This is a genomic window from Candidatus Omnitrophota bacterium (assembly GCA_041650805.1).
Classification (GTDB): domain Bacteria; phylum Omnitrophota; class Gorgyraeia; order 2-01-FULL-45-10; family 2-01-FULL-45-10; genus JBAZKM01.
The window spans coordinates 81,103-100,843 of the sequence record JBAZKM010000002.1; the positions used below are offsets into that span (position 1 = coordinate 81,103).

Annotated in this window: 20 protein-coding genes; 1 reads left to right on the forward strand and 19 read right to left on the reverse strand. The window is 53.9% G+C overall.

Annotated elements, in window-relative coordinates; all coding sequences use genetic code 11:
* Window position 1: 1 nt before the first annotated feature.
* From WC515_01915 to WC515_01950, 8 genes are all read right to left on the reverse strand, one after another.
* On the reverse strand, window positions 2-1,240 hold the full coding sequence (locus tag WC515_01915; GenBank protein ID MFA5146121.1) for a homocitrate synthase: 1,239 nt from the start codon (window positions 1,238-1,240) through the stop codon (window positions 2-4).
* Between the two features lie 45 nt (window positions 1,241-1,285).
* Entirely contained in the window at window positions 1,286-2,872 is a 1,587-nt protein-coding gene (gene serA / locus WC515_01920) for a phosphoglycerate dehydrogenase (protein ID MFA5146122.1), read from the reverse strand.
* Window positions 2,873-2,902: 30 nt separating this feature from the next.
* On the reverse strand, window positions 2,903-4,039 hold the full coding sequence (locus WC515_01925; protein MFA5146123.1) for an alanine--glyoxylate aminotransferase family protein: 1,137 nt from the start codon (window positions 4,037-4,039) through the stop codon (window positions 2,903-2,905).
* A gap of 85 nt (window positions 4,040-4,124) precedes the next feature.
* Window positions 4,125-4,721 (reverse strand): ATP-dependent Clp endopeptidase proteolytic subunit ClpP, encoded by a 597-nt coding sequence (gene clpP, locus WC515_01930; protein ID MFA5146124.1) that lies wholly within the window; start codon window positions 4,719-4,721, stop codon window positions 4,125-4,127.
* 16 nt (window positions 4,722-4,737) lie between these two features.
* Complete coding sequence (tig, locus tag WC515_01935) at window positions 4,738-6,015, reverse strand: trigger factor (protein MFA5146125.1); 1,278 nt, start codon at window positions 6,013-6,015, stop codon at window positions 4,738-4,740.
* A 46-nt stretch (window positions 6,016-6,061) separates the two neighbouring features.
* Window positions 6,062-6,784 carry an LPS export ABC transporter ATP-binding protein gene (gene lptB / locus WC515_01940; GenBank protein MFA5146126.1) on the reverse strand — a complete coding sequence of 241 codons (723 nt, stop codon included), beginning with the start codon at window positions 6,782-6,784 and terminating at the stop codon, window positions 6,062-6,064.
* A 9-nt stretch (window positions 6,785-6,793) separates the two neighbouring features.
* Complete coding sequence (locus tag WC515_01945; protein ID MFA5146127.1) at window positions 6,794-7,582, reverse strand: LptA/OstA family protein; 789 nt, start codon at window positions 7,580-7,582, stop codon at window positions 6,794-6,796.
* A gap of 29 nt (window positions 7,583-7,611) precedes the next feature.
* Window positions 7,612-8,505 (reverse strand): lysophospholipid acyltransferase family protein, encoded by an 894-nt coding sequence (locus WC515_01950; protein ID MFA5146128.1) that lies wholly within the window; start codon window positions 8,503-8,505, stop codon window positions 7,612-7,614.
* A gap of 88 nt (window positions 8,506-8,593) precedes the next feature.
* On the opposite strand from WC515_01950, the gene WC515_01955 reads away from it, so the two are divergent.
* On the forward strand, window positions 8,594-9,847 hold the full coding sequence (locus WC515_01955; GenBank protein ID MFA5146129.1) for a hypothetical protein: 1,254 nt from the start codon (window positions 8,594-8,596) through the stop codon (window positions 9,845-9,847).
* Between the two features lie 100 nt (window positions 9,848-9,947).
* Here the strand turns inward: WC515_01955 and WC515_01960 are convergent, their stop codons facing one another.
* The 11 genes from WC515_01960 to WC515_02010 all read right to left on the reverse strand — a co-directional run bounded on the left by WC515_01960 (window position 9,948) and on the right by WC515_02010 (window position 19,721).
* Window positions 9,948-10,481 carry an HAD-IIIA family hydrolase gene (locus WC515_01960; GenBank protein ID MFA5146130.1) on the reverse strand — a complete coding sequence of 178 codons (534 nt, stop codon included), beginning with the start codon at window positions 10,479-10,481 and terminating at the stop codon, window positions 9,948-9,950.
* Entirely contained in the window at window positions 10,478-11,437 is a 960-nt protein-coding gene (locus WC515_01965) for a KpsF/GutQ family sugar-phosphate isomerase (GenBank protein MFA5146131.1), read from the reverse strand. The genes WC515_01960 and WC515_01965 overlap by 4 nt, the downstream gene beginning before the upstream one ends.
* Complete coding sequence (gene kdsA, locus WC515_01970) at window positions 11,422-12,255, reverse strand: 3-deoxy-8-phosphooctulonate synthase (protein MFA5146132.1); 834 nt, start codon at window positions 12,253-12,255, stop codon at window positions 11,422-11,424. Before kdsA ends, WC515_01965 begins: the two co-directional genes overlap by 16 nt.
* Before the next feature lie 6 nt (window positions 12,256-12,261).
* Window positions 12,262-13,014, reverse strand: a complete 753-nt coding sequence (gene kdsB / locus WC515_01975; GenBank protein ID MFA5146133.1) for a 3-deoxy-manno-octulosonate cytidylyltransferase — start codon at window positions 13,012-13,014, stop codon at window positions 12,262-12,264.
* Window positions 13,011-14,009 (reverse strand): D-glycero-beta-D-manno-heptose-7-phosphate kinase, encoded by a 999-nt coding sequence (gene rfaE1 / locus WC515_01980; protein ID MFA5146134.1) that lies wholly within the window; start codon window positions 14,007-14,009, stop codon window positions 13,011-13,013. The genes kdsB and rfaE1 overlap by 4 nt, the downstream gene beginning before the upstream one ends.
* A gap of 3 nt (window positions 14,010-14,012) precedes the next feature.
* Entirely contained in the window at window positions 14,013-14,951 is a 939-nt protein-coding gene (locus tag WC515_01985) for a hypothetical protein (protein ID MFA5146135.1), read from the reverse strand.
* Between the two features lie 112 nt (window positions 14,952-15,063).
* Window positions 15,064-16,137, reverse strand: a complete 1,074-nt coding sequence (gene ychF / locus WC515_01990) for a redox-regulated ATPase YchF (protein ID MFA5146136.1) — start codon at window positions 16,135-16,137, stop codon at window positions 15,064-15,066.
* 24 nt (window positions 16,138-16,161) lie between these two features.
* Complete coding sequence (locus WC515_01995) at window positions 16,162-16,842, reverse strand: YdcF family protein (protein ID MFA5146137.1); 681 nt, start codon at window positions 16,840-16,842, stop codon at window positions 16,162-16,164.
* Window positions 16,839-17,591, reverse strand: coding sequence for a retropepsin-like aspartic protease (locus tag WC515_02000; protein ID MFA5146138.1), 753 nt, complete (start codon window positions 17,589-17,591; stop codon window positions 16,839-16,841). Before WC515_02000 ends, WC515_01995 begins: the two co-directional genes overlap by 4 nt.
* Window positions 17,592-17,662: 71 nt before the next feature.
* Window positions 17,663-18,751 carry a lipopolysaccharide heptosyltransferase II gene (gene waaF / locus WC515_02005; GenBank protein ID MFA5146139.1) on the reverse strand — a complete coding sequence of 363 codons (1,089 nt, stop codon included), beginning with the start codon at window positions 18,749-18,751 and terminating at the stop codon, window positions 17,663-17,665.
* On the reverse strand, window positions 18,744-19,721 hold the full coding sequence (locus tag WC515_02010) for a glycosyltransferase family 9 protein (GenBank protein ID MFA5146140.1): 978 nt from the start codon (window positions 19,719-19,721) through the stop codon (window positions 18,744-18,746). Before WC515_02010 ends, waaF begins: the two co-directional genes overlap by 8 nt.
* Between the last annotated feature and the right edge of the window lie 20 nt (window positions 19,722-19,741).

Below are 19,741 nucleotides of genomic sequence, written 5' to 3' on the forward strand. Positions count from 1 at the left end.
CCTACGGGGCCATCGTGAAGATCTTCTTCGCTATGTCCGGATATCTGGCTATGAACCTGAGCTCATCTTCTGTCAACGGCTCTTGCGTATGGACGTTGGCATATCTCACAAGCTCGAGGATCTTGGTAGCCTCTTTCTCGTCCTTGAACTTTATTTCGAGTTTCTCATATACGTTCCTGAAACCTTTTATGCCGCTGTATTCACCGGCCGTGATCTGCCTCCCGGTCTCTATGATCTCTGGCTCGCCCCTCCCCAGGGATTCGTAATCGTACAGCTCGTAGTTCCTACGGTCCTTGAGGGCGCCGTCGGCGTGTATCCCGGATTCATGCGCGAACGCATTCGCTCCGACGCCCGGCTGGTTTACCGGTATCGGTACGCCGAAAGCGTAGGAGGCATACTTCGCGATCTTCCACGCGTGCGAAAGTTTTATATTCTCGTCAAGCACATACCTGTCCTTGAAACCGCTCGAATACTTTAACGCAAGTATCACGCTTACAAGGTCCGCGTTCCCCGCGCGTTCGCCCATGCCGTTGACCGTCGTATTTATGTATGCGTCCACCCCGCCGTCTATGGCGGCCTTTGCGCCTGCCACGGAACAGGCGACGACCATGCCGAGGTCGTTATGGCAATGCAGTTCCAGGGGTATCTTCACCTCTTCCGCCAGTATCTTTACGCGCTCATAGATGGTGAAAGGGTCGTCATAGCCAAGGGTATCACAGTACCGTATCCTGTCCGCCCCGTGCTTTTTGGCGGCCCTGGAGAACTTTATGAGGTAGTCGATGTCGGTCCTGGACGCGTCCTCCGCGTTCACGCCGACGAACTCTATCCCGAGCCTCTTAGCCGTGTCTACCGCATCCGTCATCATCTTTATCACGTCGTCTTTCGAGAATTTTCCGAGGAATTTCCCCTGTATCATCTGGTTGGACGTCGAGATCGACAGGTTCAGGTTCTTCACCCTGGTCACGGCGCATGCCTTTTCGACATCTTCCCGTATGGCCCGGACCCATCCGCTCAGGACGATCGGCTTCAGGAAACCGATCCTGGCAAGCTCCAGGTTGGCATTCAGGTAATTCGTCTCGTGGCGCGTGACCGGGAAACCGAATTCCGACTGAGATACACCCATCTCATTCAGGTATATGTTTATCATCGTCTTCTGCAGTTTCGCGAGGCCCAGCCTCGACGTCTGCACGCCGTCCCTGTTCGTGACATCTACTATTCGTATCTTATGCTCTTTTTTCATGCGTATCTCCGTATCTCCTCCGCACGCTTCCGCGTGCTGTATCTGCTACAGTTTGACCAGCTTGACTTCCTCTATATTATTCGCCTTGCGGATCTCATCCAGCACCTTTTTCGAGACCTCGCTGTCGACATTCAGTACCGTGATGGCCCTTCCTCCCTTATCCTCGCGGCCGAATGACATGCCGGCTATATTTATCTTGTTCTTGCCGAGGATGGTCCCTATCTGCCCGATGATGCCGGGAACGTCCTTATTGAAGACGACGAGCATGTAGCCCTGGGGCACGCAGTCGACATAGAACTCGTTTATCTTCACGATCCTGGGGTCGACCTTGGTGAACAAAGTCCCGCTTATCGAGTTGGTGGTCTTTTCCGTCTCGACCTCTACCCATATCAGGCTTGCGAAGTCCTGGACTTCGGCCGTCTTGGTCTCTATGATATTTATGCCCCGCTCCTTCGCTATGACAAGGGCGTTGACAAAATTTATCGTCTCCTGCAGTATAGGCGTAAGCATGCCTTTAACCAGGGACACGGTAAAAGGCGCAAGGTCGTATTTTATGATATCGCCTACATATCTTATCTTCACGCGCTTGATGTGCCCGTCGGCAAGCTGGGAGTGCATAGAACCTATGTTCTCGGCAAGCTTGAGATACGGTTCGATCGTTCTGAGTATCTCGGAATCTACGCACGGTATATTCACGGCGTTCCTTATACAGCGGTTCAGGAGTATGTCCTTTATGGTATTGGCTACGTCGATCGCCACATTCACCTGCGCCTCTTCCGTGGACGCGCCCAGATGCGGGGTCAGCACCACCTTATCAAGCTTCAGAAGCTTCGAGTCCTTCGGCGGCTCCTTTTCATAGACATCGAGGGCGGCGCCGGCTATCTTACCGGCCTCTATGGCCCTGGAAAGAGCCCCTTCATCTATGATCCCTCCGCGGGCGCAGTTGATGATCCTCACGCCCTTCTTCATTATATCGAATTCTTTATCGGAGACGATGCCCTTCGTCTCTTCGGTGAGCGGAGTGTGGACCGTAATATAATCCGCTTCTTTAAAAAGTGTCTTAAGGTTTACCGATTCTATTCCCAGTTCCTTCGCCTTCTCCAGCGAAAGATACGGGTCGTACGCGACGACGCGCATATCGAAACTGAGCGCGCGCCTTGCGACCTCGGTACCTATCCTGCCAAGCCCCAGGATGCCGAGCGTCTTTCCGTACAACTCCACGCCCATGAATTTCTTGCGCTCCCACTCGCCCTTCTTCATGGAACAGTCGGCCTGGGGGATGTTCCTTGAGAGGGCAAGCATCATCGACATCGTATGCTCCGCCGTCGAGATGGTATTCCCGCCCGGCGTATTGACTACGATGATGCCCTTCTTAGAGGCAGCCTCTACGTCCACGTTGTCGAGCCCTACACCGGCCCTGCCTATGACCTTAAGCCTGTCGGCGGCCTCTATTATCTCCCTGGTGACCTTCGTCCCGCTCCTGACGGCAAGGGCATCGTAGTTCTTTATCGCCTTCTTCAGCTCGTCGGGGGTGAGCTTGGTATTTACGTCTACCTTGAACTCCTTCTCCTTCTCAAGGATATCGACCGCCTCTTTGGAAAGAGAATCGCTGATCAGAATTTTGAACGGCATATAAATCTCCTTTGATAAATTCGTTTCGCCTTATTTTTTCGATAAGATATTCTTCGCCGCATCCACGCCGGCACCCGGTTTGAACTTATGACCCAGCTTTGCAAGTCCCTGTTCCAGCGCCTTGACCGCCTCGACCGTATGTTCCTCGTCGATCCCGCCCATGTGGGCAACCCTGAATATCTTCCCTTTCAGCTGCTCCTGGCCGCCGGCGAAAGTCACGCCGAATTCGGTCTTCAGTATCTTTATGAGGGCGTCGGCATCCATCCCCTCCGGGGTCTTCACTCCCGTAACGGCCGATGACGGCGACCTGGAGAATATCTCCAGGCCCAGCGCCCCTGCCGCGCTGCGGACCGCCATGGACATATTCCTGTGTTCCCTTATCACGCTGTCGATCCCTTTTTTATTGATCATCTCTACCGCCTTCTTCAGGCCGATGACGAGCGTGATCGCCGACGTGAACGGCGTGTCGGTATCGAGGTACGATTTCTTGTACTTTTTGAAATTGAAATAGAACTTGGGCAGTTTCGACGTCTCTACCGATCTCCACGCCTTCTGGCTCACCGTACAGAAAGCAAGCCCAGGCGGTATCATAAGCCCCTTCTGAGAACCGCATATCGCTATATCGACTCCCCAGGCATCATTTTCGAAATCGTCTGCCCCGAGGCCGCTTATCACGTCGACCACGAGCAGGGTCTCCGTGCCTTTTAAGATCTCGCCGGCCGCTTTTATATCATAGACGGTAGCGGTGGACGTTTCGCAGAGCGTAGTATATACGGCCTTGACGCCGGGATTCGCCTTGAGCGCGTCCCTTATCGCCTCCGGTTTCGGAGCCGTGCCCCATTCAACATCGATGGGTATGACCTGGACACCGTACGCCTTCGCTATATCCCCGAACCTCTCGCCGAATTTCCCTCCCCTTACAACTACTATCCTGTCGCCTGGTGAGAGTATGTTGACTATGGAGGCCTCCATGGCTCCGGTCCCGCTGGAGGTGAACGTAAAGACGTCGCCTGAGGTCTTGAATATCTTCTTAAGGCCCTCCGTCGCGTCTTTGAATATGGCCTGGTATTCCTTGGTCCGATGGTGGATCATGGGCCTGGCCATCTCCTGCCGTATCTCTTCCGGAACGGGTGTAGGACCCGGTGTCATCAGATAATGCTTAGCCACGTAAAGCTCCTCCTTATTTTGGGTATAGGGTATGGGGTATAGGGTATAGAGGACAACCTCGATACTCAATACTCAATACTAATCTCTATTTTTTCTTAGCGATATTTGCTATAACTTCATCTACGATGCCGTAGGCCTTCGCCTCTTCGGCAGACATAAAATAGTCCCTGTCGCTGTCCTTCTTTATCTTCTCGACGGACTGCTTGGTATGTTTCGCCAGTATCTCCTCGAGGCTCGTTCTTAACCGGAGGATCTCCTGTGCCTGTATGCTTATATCGGCCGCTGCGCCCTGAACGCCGCCCCATGGCTGGTGTATCATTATGCGGGAGTGCGGGAGGGCATACCTCTTACCCGTTGTGCCGGCCGCCAGCAGGAGCGCGCCCATGCTTGTGGCCTGGCCCACGCAATAAGTATTCACCGCGGGCTTTACGAATTGCATCGTGTCGTATATTGCCAGTCCGCTCGTGACCGACCCTCCGGGCGTATTGATATATATGTTTATATCCTTGTCCTGGTCCTCCATCTGCAGGAAGAGAAGCTGGGCGATGATCAGATTTGCGACATTGTCGTCTATTGCCGTCCCGATGAATATGATGCGGTCTTTCAGGAGCCGGGAATATATATCATACGCCCGCTCCGCCCTGCCGGTCGATTCTATTACCATAGGAATCAAGATACTCATACGGACCTCCTCGGTTCTATTCCTTTTCCGTTATCTCCGCTTTTTCCAGAAGGAACTTTATCGTCTTCTCTTCTTTTATCTTCTCCGCGAGATTATCGACCAGGTCCTCCTTTTCGTAGTACTCCCTGACCTTCACTACGTCCTGGCCCGTTTGAGCCGCGATAGACTTGAACGCATTCTCCACATCGGCTTCCGCCGTCTCTATATGCTCCGCCAGGGCGATCTCATCCAGTATGAACATGAGCCGGACCTGCCGCACGGCGTCTTCCTTGAACTTGCCGGCAAACTCGCCCTCTTTCTTATCCAGGTCCTCTTTCCTGAACCCTTTCTCCATGAGCCGCCTCTTTGAATCCTCTACCATGTGATGGAGCTGCCTCTTGACCATGGCCGACGGCACCGCGAAGACGTTATCGTCGGTCAGCTTCCTGAGAAGCTGGTTCTCGACATCGACTTCGGAATCGAGCTTCGCCCTGTTCTCCAGTTCGGACCTGATCTCGCGCCGCACTTCGTCGAGATTGTTCTTACCTATATCCTTGGCAAATTCATCGTCGAGCGCAGGGAGGGTACGGGACTTTATGCCGTTCACTTTTATGCGGTAGACCGCCTTTTTGCCGGCGACCGCCTTATCGGGATACTGTTCGGGGAGCGTCACCTCTATATCGCGTTCCTCGTCCTTCTTCATGCCCACCATCTTCTCATTAAGGCCCGGTATGAAGGACTCTTTCTCTACCGAAAGCCACACGTTCTCCCTCTTCTTATGCGCCGGCTTCGAATCGACAAAGCATTCCATGTCGCTCATAACGTAGTCCCCGAGCTGGACGGGGCGTCCGTCTTCGGCGACATATTTGGCATTGATCTCCCGTAAACTTTGCAGCATCTTCTCCACATCTTCGTCTTTGATGACCGTCTTCTTCTTTTCGACCTTGATCCCTTTGTAATTCTTGATCTTGAACTTCGGGCGCGTGTCGACCCTGGCTTTGAACGAAAGGGTTCGGCCCTCTTCAAAATTGACGTCGGTTATTTCCGGCAACCCTACCGGGCGTATCTTGTGTTCTTCGACCGCTTTCCTGTAGGCCTCCGGGATAAGCCGCTTCAGCACCTCTTCCTTCGCATTTGTCACGTAATGTTTTTTGACCAGGTCGCGCGGGGCCTTTCCCGTCCTGAAACCCGGTATGGCGGCGACTTTGGATATCTCGTCATACACCTCTTCGAATGCCTTTTCGATCGTCTCTTTCGGGACATCGATCTCAAAAAGGGTCGCGCACTCTTCTGTATTTTTAGCTTTTATCTTCATTGGGTAATTGTCCGAAGAATAAGACCGGTATTATATCACAAAAGATCTACATTGTAAATTTTTCACCAAGATATATCTCTCTGGCCTGCGGGCTCGATATGAGGTCTTCCTTGGTCCCTGCTATCAATATCTTACCATCGGCCATAAGGTAGGCGCGGTCGGTTATGGTCAGGGTCTCCCTAACGTTGTGATCCGTGAGGAGTATCCCCAACCCCTTGTCCCTGAGCTCCTTTATTATCTCCTGGCACTCGGCGACGGCTATGGGGTCTATGCCGCTGAACGGCTCATCCAGGAGTATGAAGAGCGGGTTCGTGACAAGGGCGCGCGTTATCTCCACGCGCCTCTTTTCGCCCCCGGAAAGCGTATATGCCTTATTCTTCCTGAGGTGCGTTATCTTAAGCTCGTTCAACAATTCATCGCATCGTCTTCTTCTCTCCCTGGGGGAGAATCCCAGCGTCTCCAGCACGGCCATTATATTCTCTTCCACCGTCAGTTTCCTGAATATGGACGGCTCCTGCGACAGATACCCTATGCCGTATCTGGCGCGCATATGGAGAGGCATGCCGGTTATGTCCTGTCTGTCAAAGATGATGGTGCCCTCGTCCGGGGCCACGATGCCGGTGACCATATAGAACGTCGTGGTCTTGCCGGCGCCGTTAGGGCCCAGGAGCCCGACCACCTCGCCCCGTTTGACATTGATATCTACGGAGCTGACAACGCGCCTTCCGCCGTACTGCTTCACCAGTCCCTTCGTCTCCAGCAGATGCATAAGCCCGCCTTACTTAAGGAATTTTTCCTGCAGGTCGCCTTCCTGCATTATCACCACCCTGGGGTTGCCCGTGAGAGTGACCTTCTTTTCACCCTCGTTGTATATCGCCTTATCACTGTAAGTGATATTGGGCCCCCTGGCTATCTTCACGTTACCTTCGGCAACGATATCATTGACCTGCTTCGTCTTCGTATCGAGGTGCACGGTGATCCTGTCGGCATCTATATTGCCGTCGCTGGAGGCCACCTTTACGCTCTTGTCGAAATAAGCGAGGTTCTTCTCATAATCGAATACCGCTTCGTTCTCGCATGTTATGACGGTCTCCGTATTCGCCTTCTTCCCATCGTCGCCTTTCTTATCTCCCGGAACGCCGCTGACCGCTTCTCCGGGAAGGTCCATGTGTCCCTGGGCAAAACCCTGTGTATTTTCTATAACCGCTTTGACGTTCTCTTTCAGGACCACATTGTTCTTCGTCTTGTCGTATATCCCCTTATCGGCGGTCAACGTAGCCTCCGCCTCGTCACCGAAGGTCTTGGCCACCACCTTATTCATCCTTATCTCTTCAGACGTGACCGCTTCAGCCGACTCGCCCGTAACCTCCCATTGCTTTTCGCCTTTATCGCTCAAGCCCTCCAGGTTGAAAGAGAGGATCTTCTGCTGTACTCCGGTGTTGCTGGCAGGACCGGCCGCATCCGACTCCTCCCTGGAGGGCTCCCTGGAGACAGGCGCCTCCTTCTTTGCGCATCCGTCAGCCGTTATCACAGCCAGGCCTATCATCGCTACATAGAAAAGGCGCATTGTACGCTTCAGGTCCGCCACTCTACACCTTACACTTTCTTCTGGGTCTTCCACCGCCGGTGTATCCACACCCACTGTTCCGGGTAACGCCTTATATATGTCTCGACTACGTCCGACCATCTCTGCGTATTGGTGACGAGATCCGCCTTCTTGTCACCGGTATCCGCAAGCTCTATAGGTTTCTCTATGACCAGCGTATGGCAGCCGTTCCTCCTGATGATGAACGCCGGTATGAGAGCGGCCCCGCTCGCCTTTGCCAGCAGGACAGGCCCGGCAGGCGTATAGGCCCGGCGCCCGAAAAAGTCGACGAAGACGCCGTCCACCGAATCGACATCCTGGTCGCCCAGGATACCCACTATCCAGTTATCCTTCAGTGCCCTCAGTATCTTCTTGGGCGACTCATCCCTGTATATTATCCTTACGTCGTGCTTCTTTCTGAGACCGTTGAGGAACCTGTCGTACTTCTCGAAATATATGCGTTTGCCTATTACAACGCCCTGGTACCCCTTGACCCTTATCGTCACCGCCAGGAGGTCCCAGTTGCCTATATGGCCCGTCAGTACCACTATCCCCTTGTTCTCCCGCAGGGCGCTGTCGATCACATCTATATTTTCTACCCTGACGATCCTGTCGATATCGGAGCGGCTCATCTTCGGCAAGTTGACGAGCTCGATCCCGTTCTTGCACAGATTCTCGAATACCTGCCTTGCGATGCGGCGCACCTCGCGTTTCGTCTTCCCGGCGCCGAAGGCCCTCTCCAGGTTTTCGATCGCTATGGCCCTGTACTTTACGAGAACGAAGAACGCCGCCCTGCCTATAAGAGTGGCCAGCAGGAGCCCCATCCTGACCGGCAGCAGAGAGAATATCGCCGCGGCGACCCTTGCAAGATAATAGAGATAATACCTTCTGTATTTAAATTTCATCAACCACTTTTGTATATTATTCAGACACTATATAACAATTATTACACTTTGTCAAGATTGGTCCGGTTATGCTATAATCTGTTCTATAATGCGCGCCTCGATATGCATTATCTCCTCGATCCTCTTCATCGCCTCCGCCTCCTCCCTTTTCGCAGAGACGGGGCGGCTGGAATCCTATCTCGAATTCGGACGCAAGGGCTCGAGCGGCCTGGTCGAGGAAGAGGACCTCGGCGATGAGTTCGATTATCTCAAGTACAACATCAAATTCTCCCAAAAACTTAAAGATGACGCTTCGTACTATGTGAAGTACCAGCACTATAAGAAGGACTTCGACACCCTGCAGGGCCTCTCCAATAATTTCGATTATGCCGCCGTGGGCCTCGAGGCGCCCCTCTACTCGAACGATCTCTATTCGGTCAGGATAGGGCCTGACTTCGAATTCAAAGACAAGGATTACAACGATGCCTACGACCTTAATTATGACCAGTTTAAGCTCGACTTCCCCATCACGTTCAAAAAGGAGAAGGACTGGACCGTCAGGGTGAACGGCGGCATAAACTCATACCACTATCCCGACGCCCCTAAAGACCAGTTCAAGATCAACTCAAAGATCAATGTAACTAAGAAATTCCTGGATGAGCGGCTTGAGGTCGCGGCATTCTACAAACTGCAGTATATCGAACGGGAGAAGATAGCCAACCGCCTCGAGCGCACCTGCGGCGGCTCTTTCGAGTTTAAGCTGGAATTGCCGTTCGTGCGGACTTTCGAGGCTGGTATAGAAGAAGGGATGGACAACACCATCATCTACGAGGAGAGGGAGGATTCATACGATTTCAGATACTTCAACTGGCACCTGAAGACGAAACACTCGTTCTCGGACAGGATAAAGACAAATTTCAAGTATGTCAACATGACCCGCCAGTATGCCGATTTTGACCATAATTTCGGCGGTTTCATATTCGAGAATAACTGGTCATGCAGGGCCTTCGAGATCAAAGACCACACCCTCGACCTGAAGTTCACCTACTTCCACAAGCAGTTCCGTTTCCCGTATGTCTCGAACCCGTACAATATACACAATGACAACGTCATCCCTGAGATCGAGTTCGAGAAGAAGCGCGACTGGAGATTTACCGCAAGCCCGGAGGTCAGGTTCTACAACTTCCCTGCCAGGAGATCGAAGGACAAGAACTACTATATCTTCAAGCTATCTATGGAGAAATGGCTCTTTAAGGAGTCGTTCCTCGTCGGATTCGATTACCGCTACACCTTCAAGAACTACCGCCACCTGCCGGACATCATCGAAGACCTCTTCCGCATACGTGCGGAGTACAAATTCTGACGCAAACCGAATTGGTCACAAGGTCACCAGGACACAAAGTCACCCGTAAAAACTTTAACTGGTGACGTGGTGACCTGGTGACCTGGTGACCTGGTGACTTTTACTTGAAGAACTTCGACGTGACGTGGTCCCACTTGCTCTGGGATTTGAGGATCATGTCGCAGATCTCGCGCACCGCCCCGCGGCCGCCGGCCTTCGAAGTGACGTAATGGGCGCTTCCCTTCACCTCTTCGACCGCGTTCGGGACCGCAACTGCGAAACCAACGCGTTTTAATACGGGGATATCTATGAGGTCGTCGCCGATGAAGCAGACCTCCTCCGGCTTGACCCTGAATTTCCGAACCACCTTATTGAACGGCACGATCTTGTCTATGTACCCCTGGTATGTCCTTGCTATCTTCATGTCCCTGGCGCGCATCTTGACTATGCGCGTCTTCTTCGCGGTTATGATGACGGTCTTTATGCCGGCCCTGTTAAGGAGAGAGATGCCGAACCCGTCCTGCACATCGAAAAATTTCAACTCTTCCCCGTAGATGCCGTAAACGATCCGGCCGTCTGTCATCACGCCGTCTATATCGAGTATGACGACCTTGACGCGCCTGGCCCGCTCCGCGAGATCATGCGGCATCGTCATACGAGCCCCGCCTTCAGCAGGTCCTGGACGTCCAGGAGCCCCACCGGACGCCCGGCGCCGTCCACGACGGGTATCTCGTCGATGCGCTTCGAGCGCAGTATGTCGAACGCCTCGGCCGCAAGCCTGTCTTTTCTTATGGTGATCGGGTCCCTGGTCATGACCTCTCTCACCTTCCGGTTGACCAGATGCGGGTCGCACTCGATATGCCTGCGCAGGTCGCCGTCGGTGAATATGCCTGTGAGGACGCCGCGCGAATTTACGACGCTCGCGCTGCCGGCCCGCGCTTTCGTTATGGCGAGGAGCACCCTTTTGACGGGCATATCTTCCCTGACTATAGAATTCGCGGAGCCCTTACGCATGATATCGTCAACCTTGAGCAGCAACCGTTTTCCCAGTATGCCGCCCGGGTGGTAGAAAGCGAAATCCTTCTCCTTGAAGCCCTTCTTCTCCAGGAGCGCCACCGCCAGCGCGTCGCCGAAAGCGAGCATCGCCGTAGTCGATGTGGTCGGCGCCAGGCCCATAGGGCAGGCCTCCCTCTTCACCGAGGCGTCCAGGACGTAATCGGCGGTCTTCGCAAGTGTCGACTTCGTGTTGCCTACCATAGCGACCAGCTTCGCCCCTATCTTCCTGACCATAGGCAGGAATTTTATTATCTCCTCGGTCTCGCCGGAATTCGACAGGGCAAGCACCAGGTCGTCCTTGGTGACCCTGCCGAGATCCCCGTGAAGGGCCTCCGCCGGATGGAGATATAAAGACGGTGTGCCGGTCGAAGATAGCGTTGCCGATATCTTCTGCGACACAAAACCCGGTTTACCCATGCCGGTCACTATGACACGCCCCCTGATCCGGCAGATGACGTTGATGACCCGTTCAAAGTTGCCGTCTATACGCCCTATCAGCTTCGATACGGCGTCGCTCTCTATCCGCAGGACCTTTTTTGCTATCGCTCTCGACATCTCTTCGTCGCCTCTTCTATCTTCTTTATGTCCTGCAGCATGCTTTTGAGACCGCTCAACTTAACCATGTTGGGCCCGTCGCTCAATGCCCTGTCAGGGTCTTCGTGCACCTCCAGGAAGATCCCGTCGGCGCCGCACGTGACCGCCGCCCTGGAGAGATAGGGGATGAACCGGCTCTCCCCTCCGGACCTGTCGCCTTTGCCGCCGGGCATCTGGACGGAATGCGTTGCATCGTATATCACCGGGTAACCGAACTCTCTCATGATCAGGATGGACCGGAAATCGCTTACCAGGTTATTGTACCCGAAACTGACGCCGCGCTCGGTAAGGAGTATCTTCTTCGTGCCGGCCGACTCCATCTTCCTGACGGCATGCTTCATATCCCACGGGGCGAGGAATTGCCCTTTCTTTATATTCACTACCCTGCCGGTCTTCGCGGCGCTGACTATGAGGTCCGTCTGGCGCGAAAGGAAGGCGGGTATCTGTATTATGTCCAGTACCTTCGCCGATTCTTTTATCTCATCCTTACAGTGGACGTCCGATAAGACAGGGAGGCCGGTCTTCTCCTTTACCTTCCGCAATATCGCCAGGCCCCTTTTGAACCCCGGGCCGCGGTAAGAATCTAGCGAGGTCCTGTTGGCTTTATCATAACTGGATTTATATATGAGGGGGATGCCGACCGATCCGGCTATCTCTTTGAGGGCCTTCGCATGGCGGATGGCGCTTGCCTCGGACTCTATCACGCACGGGCCGGCTATGAGGACGAGGGGATTGCCCGGCCCTATCCTGATATTCCCTATGCTAACGGCGCGGCTCACGGACATTTATTCGCCTGACTTTTCCCGCAGGATCATCTCCTTGACACGTATGAGATCGTCCGGCGTGTCTACACCTATGGTATCGAACTTCGTCTCGACCGTCTTTATCTTATAACCGTACTCCAGGACCCTCAGCTGTTCGAGCTTTTCGGCCTTCTCAAGAGACGACTCCGGCAGGTTCCTGAACGTGAACAGGAAATCTTTGGTGAACGCGTACAGGCCTATATGCTTATAATATACCGGCCTCTTCTTCCTGTCTTCCTCGTTCGTCCGGTTATACGGGATGGCGTATCTTGAAAAGTACAGCGCGTATCCATTCTTGTCTATGACGGCCTTGACCACGTTGGAATTGGTAAGCTCGCTTTCGTCGTCTATCTTCTTTATCACCGTCGCCATCTGGGCCACCTTTTCGCTCTCCAGGGCCATGACGAGGTTATCTATCATTATGGGCTTCACGAGCGGCTCATCTCCCTGGATATTGACGGCGATATCGACATCGAGGGGGTTGACCACCTCTGCGAGCCGGTCGGTGCCCGACGGCTGGGCAGGAGACGTGTAGATCGCCTTGCCGCCAAAGGACTCCACCACCTTCATAATACGTTCGTCGTCACAGGCGACGACCAGCGAGTCGAGCGTCTTCGCCTTTTTCGCGTTCTCCCACACATGCTGGACCACCGGTTTCCCCAGGAGCTCCGCGAGGACCTTGCCCTGAAACCTTGTCGCGCCCCACCTGGCCGGTATGACACCTATCGCTTTCATCTCTCCAACTCCCTCTTTATGCGTTCTATCAGTTCCGCGGACGTGACTACCGCTATCCCCACTTTACCGACGACTATCCCGGCAGCGCAGTTCGCTATGTGGGCCGCCTGTATCGCATCCGCCCCGGAGACCAGCGACAGCGTATAGCTGGCTATGACCGTATCGCCGGCGCCCGACACATCGAAGACCTCCTGCGCGACGGTCGGTATCTGTTCCATCTCTTTCGACTTCTGGAAGACGGCCATCCCGTCCTCACCGAGAGTTATGAGCGCGATCTTACAGCCTATCTTATTGATGAGCGCCGCACCGGCCCTGCGCAGCGTCGCCTTATCCTTTATCTCGAACCCTACCGCCCTGGCCGCTTCGTGGTTATTGGGTGTTATGAGACTTATGCCGCGATAGTACCTGAAGTGCTCCTCTTTGGGATCGACGGCGATGATCTTTTTGCGCGCCTTCGCAAGCGGCACTATCCTCTTCAGGAGCCTGGGCGTTATTACACCCTTGCCGTAATCCTCTATTATGACGGCGTCCAGGCGGTCTATCGTCTCTTCGACATAATTTATCATCCTGGAGACCATTCGGTCATCGAGCGGTTCGATATTCTCTTTATCTATCCTGACCACCTGCTGGTGGTGGGCCACGACGCGCGTCTTCAGGGTGGTCGGCCGCGACCCGTCGGTGAATACGCCCCTCACGTTGACACCCCTCTGTTCAAGCTCCCCCCTGAGGATCGCGCCGCGCTCGTCATCCCCAACCACCCCCGCTACATGGACATTGGCGCCCAGCGACCGCAGGTTATTGGCGACGTTGGATGCTCCGCCCGGCATGAAACTTTCGTTCCTGACCCAGACCACCGGGACCGGCGCCTCGGGCGATATGCGCGAGACATCCCCCCAGATGAATTCGTCCAGGATGAGGTCCCCTATGACCAGGACATTCGCGTCCTTGAAGTTGCTTATGACCTTTTTGACACTGTTAAGATCGAGTCTCTTCATATGCTAAAGTCTCTCTATGACCGAGCGGTAGAGAAGCGGTATCATTATCTCGTGGTGGCCTATTATGTTGTAGGCCTTCCCGCCTTTCGAAGTAGGCCGCGATAGGATGTTCTGGGACGGCCTGTACTGCCGTATCATGTCAAAATTGGCGCTGGTGAAATGTTCGACCTTATGGCCAAGATTCCTTGAGACCGTAAGGGCTTTCAGGAAGACCTCGGGTAGGACCACTGCCGAACCGAAATTAAGGGCAACCCCTCCCTCCAAGCGGGAGACGCTGTAGATGAAGTTCCTGAAATCGAGCAGCGACCCTTCCCCTATCGCCTCACCGTTAGCCGACGGGTGCTGGTGTATGATATCGGTCCCTATCGCAACGTGGACGGTCACCGGTATATTCAGTTCGTAGCCGGCCGCAAGTATGCTGAATTTTTTGTTCGGGAGCTTTTGCCTGGCGATCTGTCCGCCGAGCGCCTCTCCTATGCCTATGCCTTTGGTGAAACCCCTGTTTATCGCCTCGTTTATGAAAGAGGCCGTCTCCCGCGCCATACCGAAAGAGCCGTCCAGGATGCCCTCTCCGACATCTTCGCTGGTCCGCCCTATCATCGCTATCTCGGTATCGTGTATTATGCCTGCGCCGTTCAGCGCCACGGTCTTTACCACCCCGCGCTTCATCAGGTCGATTATGAGCGGCGACAGGCCGCACTTTATGACATGCGCCCCCATCATCGTTATGACCATCTTCTTCCTGCGGCGGGCATCGACTATTGCATCGACGAGGGACTTGAGATCGCTGCTGACCAGTATGTCGGGAAGGGCGGCATAAAAATCGGCAAAGGAAGACCCTTTCGCCGTAAGCCCCGCAAAGTCCTTTATCGATACTTTGCACTTCCGCGCGTTAAGCGGGATCGTCTTTATCTTTGTCAGGTCTATTCTCTTTCGCGCCATATCATCTCACCGTTATAGTAATATGAAAATATTATGCGAAATTATATCATGAATGTATTTTAGCGTCAATTCAATTAACCCTCCGCGGTGAGGGTGGGGCGGCCGGTAACTCTCATACGCTGAACCGTATGGTCAGGATGTCTCCGTCCTCCACGACATAGTCCTTGCCCTTCAGGTAAAATTTACCGGCCTCTTTCACCTTCTCTTCGCTCCCCAGCGCCTCAAGGTCGCCGTACTTGATCACCTCGGCGCGTATGAACCCCTTCTGAAGGTCGGTATGGATGGCTCCGGCCCCCTCGGGCGCGGTCGAGCCGGAGCGTATATTCCACTGTCTCACCTCGTCCTCGCCTACCGTAAAGAACGATATGAGGCGAAGCGTCGTGATCAGAAGACGCGTAAGCAGGTTCACCGCAGGCTCTTCTATGCCGAGCGACCCCAGGAACTCTTTGCGTTCTTCTGCCGATTCAAGCTTCGAGATCTCGCGCTCGACCTTCGCCGACACCTGCATCATCCCTATCCTCACCTGCCGGTACGCCTCTTTTAAGGGCTCCAGGAGATCGGCTTTGGCAAGATCGTCCTCGGAGACGTTCAACACCACGAGCATCTCTTTGCGCGTTATGAGGGGATAGCTGGATATCGCCTTGAGCTCGTCCTGGGAGAGGTCCAGCAGGCGGAGCGGCAGCTCTTTGTCGAGGTGCGTCTTCATCTTGATAAGGATCTCTCTCTCTTTTATGGACGCCTCGTCCTTTATCTGCTTGATCTTCTGGTCTATCCTCTCCAGGCGCTTCTCCAGGAAGAGGAGATCGTGGAGTATAAGCTCTGCGTTGATGGCGTCTATATCGCGCTTCGGGTCGACGGACCCGCTCGCATGGTATACGGAATCGTCCCGGAATGCCCGCACGATGTGGCATACTGCATCGAGCTCGTTTATGTCCGCGAATATGTCCCCTTTTGCGATCGTCTCCTTTTCAAGCTTGGGGAGAAGCTCTATATCTATCCTTGCCCTCACCGACTTCTTCGGCTTATACATGCCGACCAGGCGGTCAAAACGCGCATCTTTTATTTCGGCGACCCCCTTTATCGGTTTGTTGGAGACGAGCTCCTTTTCAGACAACGTATGGTCGGTCAGGAGCTCGAATAAGGTCTTCTTCCCAACCTGCGGCAATCCTATTATGCCTATCTTCAAAGGGCCCCTCTCTTTCTTACCTGCCTAGTACGAATCGAACGATGTCCTCGACCTGTTGAGTATGAAATGATAAAAGAGATTATACGGGATAGACAGATATTCCTGGAATACCATCTTCACATCCACCTCTTTACGCCACCATCTATGCGGATCATATTCATGCCCGCCGGCATCGAAGTTATATATCTTTATACCCGTCCCCCTGAAGACGAGGCCGAACGTCATGAGCGCACGCCTCATATGATAACCGTTCGTGACCACTATGAGCGACTTGAGGCCCATCTCTTCCATAACCTTCTTTACGGCGACGGCCTCTTCGTATGTAGACGTCACGTCCCTACCCGTGACGAGGATGTCCGCCGCAGGGACCCCGAAGTGCGCGAATACGGCTTCTATGAATTCCTTTTCCGGCACCTTCTTCATCGCCAGTATGCTGGTCCGGAAATTCCATTCCTCGGTCAAGCTCTCCTCTTCCGGCAGCAGGGATATGACTATCCTTTTTGAATACCCTTCCCTGTAAAGTTCCGACGCCTTCCTGAATCTCGGCTCCATGTCGCCGTTAAGGGGCACTATACAATCGGCCTTCTGAACGTTGTCTCTTACCGCAAGGAACGTTGCCGGCAGGGGGAGCCACGCATGGCGGCTTGCGACGAGCGCTGCCGCAATGAGAGCGAAGACAGCTATCCTTACCGCAAAGTCCTTCACGCCTGCTCCCTCTTTAACTTTTCCAGGAAGATCTTCATGTTCTTAAGATCTATCCTCAGGTTGAACCTGTTCAGGAATGACATGCCCAGAAGCCCGTCCCCGAAACCGGTATCAGGCGTATCCTCCGTGAGGATGGCCGCCATGACTTTCTTCTCCTCTATATGCTGGACCATTACGCTTTCAAGGATGATCATCTTCGCGCGTATGCGCCGGTTACCGGCCAGGCGTAATTCCACCATCCCTTTAGTCCGGTCCGAGAGGTCCACGCCGAGCCGCCGGGCCATATCGTTTGACAATACGACTATGGAGGCGCCCGTATCCAGGACAAGCCTTGCGCCGGTCTTGCCGTTCAGTACGGTATCTACCAGGATGCTCCTGGATGTTATATCCTGGGTGATCTCGATCTCCCTGACCCCGAACTCTTCCCTGTATCTTTTCCTCTCGCGCTCTTCCTTCACCCATTTCTCATATTCATCGAACCGTCTCTCCCTTGCCTCCCGGAATTCCTTCTCCTGTTTCTCCATCTCTTTACGTTTCTCTGTCCACTCTTCCTGCATACGGCCGGCCTCTTCCGGCGAGGACCTCTCTATCTTCCTTATCTGCGTCCTCCCGCACGTAACCGTGCCGAAGCCGACGCTTATCTCCACATTATGCTCATCCTCTTTCGTCACTATCCCTTCGATCGACCCGCCGTTCTCGAAATAGACCGTGTCCGCCCCCGCATTCCCGACGATGCACGATACCGTCAACAGAATAACGGCAAAAATGATGGCACCATTTGAAATTGTTAATTGGAAATTAATTTGACATTTGCAATTGGTCATTTGGCATTATCTATTTTCAATATTTTCCCTGCCGCCGCAACAACTTCCTCGACGGTGACCGCTTCGAGGCATTTGAAGCCGATCTTACAGTTGTGCGCAAGGCAGACGCCGCAGCCGACGTCCTTATGCAGCACGATATCACCCTTGCCGGACGGTCCCCATCTTACCGGCGACAGCCCCCTGTCGTTCCTTCCGAATATCGCGACGACGGGCGTCCCGACCGCACAGGCGATATGGACCGGGCCGGAGTCGTTCGATATGAGCAGCTTTGAGCGCCGGAAGATGCTCGCCAGGTCCGCCACCGTCGTCTTTCCCGAAAGGTCCAGAACTCCCGCTTTCATGGAACCTGCCACTCCTTTGCCCGTCTCCACGTCTCCCTTTCCGCCCGCCACCACTATCTTTGCCCTGAACCTATCGCACAGGACCTCTCCGAGCTGCGCGAAATTCTTACAGGGCCATCTCTTTGACGGACAGCTGGCGCCCGGGTTCAACACGATCACCGTATCTTCTCTTCTTATGCCGTTCCCGGCAAATATGGAATCTATCTTCTTCTCGCTCTCAGGCGAAAGCGGCATGTACAACGAGAGGTCTTTGGGCTCTATGCCCATATGGCGCACTATATCGAGCGTATATTCGCTCTCGTGTTTCATCCCAAGCTGCTTAAGATGCGGCAGCCTCTTGGTGAGCAAAAAACCCCATTTCTTATCGTACCCTATCCTTTCGGGTATCCCGGCCAGGAAGGCGATGATGTGCGTCCTCCCGGTGGGATGCAATATGACAGCGGCATCGAACCTGGAGCGGCGTAAGGCGCCCGCGAAACTCAATGTCCCCCGGAGACCTTTGTGGGCGCCGTCTTTATCATATATAAGGACCTCGTCTATATAGGGGCTGCCCATGACTATATCTGCGGCGTGAGGCCTTACCATACATGCGATATGGCTGGCCGGATACGCTTCTCTTATCGCCCGCATAGCCGGCGTAGACAACACCACATCCCCTATCCGGTCCAGCCGTATTATCAGAATTTTATTATAGGACGGCTTTTTTAACTGGTGACTGGTGACTGGTGACTGGTGACTATTCATATCCCTCCAGCATCTCCTTCGCCGTCTCGAAGACCTCTTCCGGGGTGATCAACGCCATACATTCCAGATTATTCCTGCACACAGCGCTCTCGCACGGCGAACAGACGAGCTTCTTATTTATTACGATATCGAATTCCCCCGTCGGACCGTACTTTTTCGGGTCCGTAGGGCCGAATAATGCCAGGGTCTTGGTGCCGACGGCGCAAGCCAGGTGTAGGGGGGCGCTGTCATTGGTGATGAGGAGACGCGCCCTCTTCAGGAGAGCGGCAAGCTGGCGGATATTGGTCCTGCCCACAAAGTTATGCGCCCTCCTGCCCATCTTTCTCATGACGGCATCCACTATCAGGGCATCCTCTCCGGCGCCTACGAAGACCACTTCCGTGCCGCATTCCTCCATAAGCCGTTCGGCGACCCTTGCGAACCCCTCTCCCCGCCACCTCTTTAAATGGCTCTTTGCCCCCGGGTTTATGACAACCACAGGATCGCCTATCTTACTCTCCTTCAGCATGGCGAGGACACGTTCATCTTCATCCTCCGGTATATGTATATATGAAGGCTCATCAAGGTAACCCATCCCGAACGGTTCCAGCCTGTACAGGTGCCGCTGGCTCTTGCGCACTATCTCTTTAGGGAATCTCTGTATGGTGCCTGTGCGGTACTTAGGGCCTATCAATAACGGGAATATCGTATTCCGCAGGTCTACTACGAAATCATAATGCAGGCGCTTCAACTTCAGCTGAAGCCGCCGCTTCGCGGCGATGGACATATGCTTGTCATAGATCAGCAGTTTAAATATCGCCGGGTCACGTTCGAAGATCTCCTTCCCGCGCGGGCCGACCATCAGGTCCAGCCGCGCCCCGGGGAACTCTTTCTTAAGCCGCTGTATGACGGGCGTCGTGAGTATTATATCCCCCACGTTGCTGAGCGTTATTACAAGTATCCTGTTGACCTTGGATCTATCTATTACCATATGACTCCTGACTCCCAACC

Coding starts and splice junctions, on each gene's coding strand:
- WC515_01915 (MFA5146121.1), bottom strand. CDS start 1,240: ATGAAAAAAGAGCATAAGATACGAATAGTAGATGTCACGAACAGGGAC.
- serA (MFA5146122.1), bottom strand. CDS start 2,872: ATGCCGTTCAAAATTCTGATCAGCGATTCTCTTTCCAAAGAGGCGGTC.
- clpP (MFA5146124.1), bottom strand. CDS start 4,721: ATGAGTATCTTGATTCCTATGGTAATAGAATCGACCGGCAGGGCGGAG.
- tig (MFA5146125.1), bottom strand. CDS start 6,015: ATGAAGATAAAAGCTAAAAATACAGAAGAGTGCGCGACCCTTTTTGAG.
- lptB (MFA5146126.1), bottom strand. CDS start 6,784: ATGCATCTGCTGGAGACGAAGGGACTGGTGAAGCAGTACGGCGGAAGG.
- WC515_01945 (MFA5146127.1), bottom strand. CDS start 7,582: ATGCGCCTTTTCTATGTAGCGATGATAGGCCTGGCTGTGATAACGGCT.
- WC515_01950 (MFA5146128.1), bottom strand. CDS start 8,505: ATGAAATTTAAATACAGAAGGTATTATCTCTATTATCTTGCAAGGGTC.
- WC515_01955 (MFA5146129.1), top strand. CDS start 8,594: ATGCGCGCCTCGATATGCATTATCTCCTCGATCCTCTTCATCGCCTCC.
- WC515_01960 (MFA5146130.1), bottom strand. CDS start 10,481: ATGACGATGCCGCATGATCTCGCGGAGCGGGCCAGGCGCGTCAAGGTC.
- WC515_01965 (MFA5146131.1), bottom strand. CDS start 11,437: ATGTCGAGAGCGATAGCAAAAAAGGTCCTGCGGATAGAGAGCGACGCC.
- kdsB (MFA5146133.1), bottom strand. CDS start 13,014: ATGAAAGCGATAGGTGTCATACCGGCCAGGTGGGGCGCGACAAGGTTT.
- rfaE1 (MFA5146134.1), bottom strand. CDS start 14,009: ATGAAGAGACTCGATCTTAACAGTGTCAAAAAGGTCATAAGCAACTTC.
- WC515_01985 (MFA5146135.1), bottom strand. CDS start 14,951: ATGGCGCGAAAGAGAATAGACCTGACAAAGATAAAGACGATCCCGCTT.
- waaF (MFA5146139.1), bottom strand. CDS start 18,751: ATGAATAGTCACCAGTCACCAGTCACCAGTCACCAGTTAAAAAAGCCG.
- WC515_02010 (MFA5146140.1), bottom strand. CDS start 19,721: ATGGTAATAGATAGATCCAAGGTCAACAGGATACTTGTAATAACGCTC.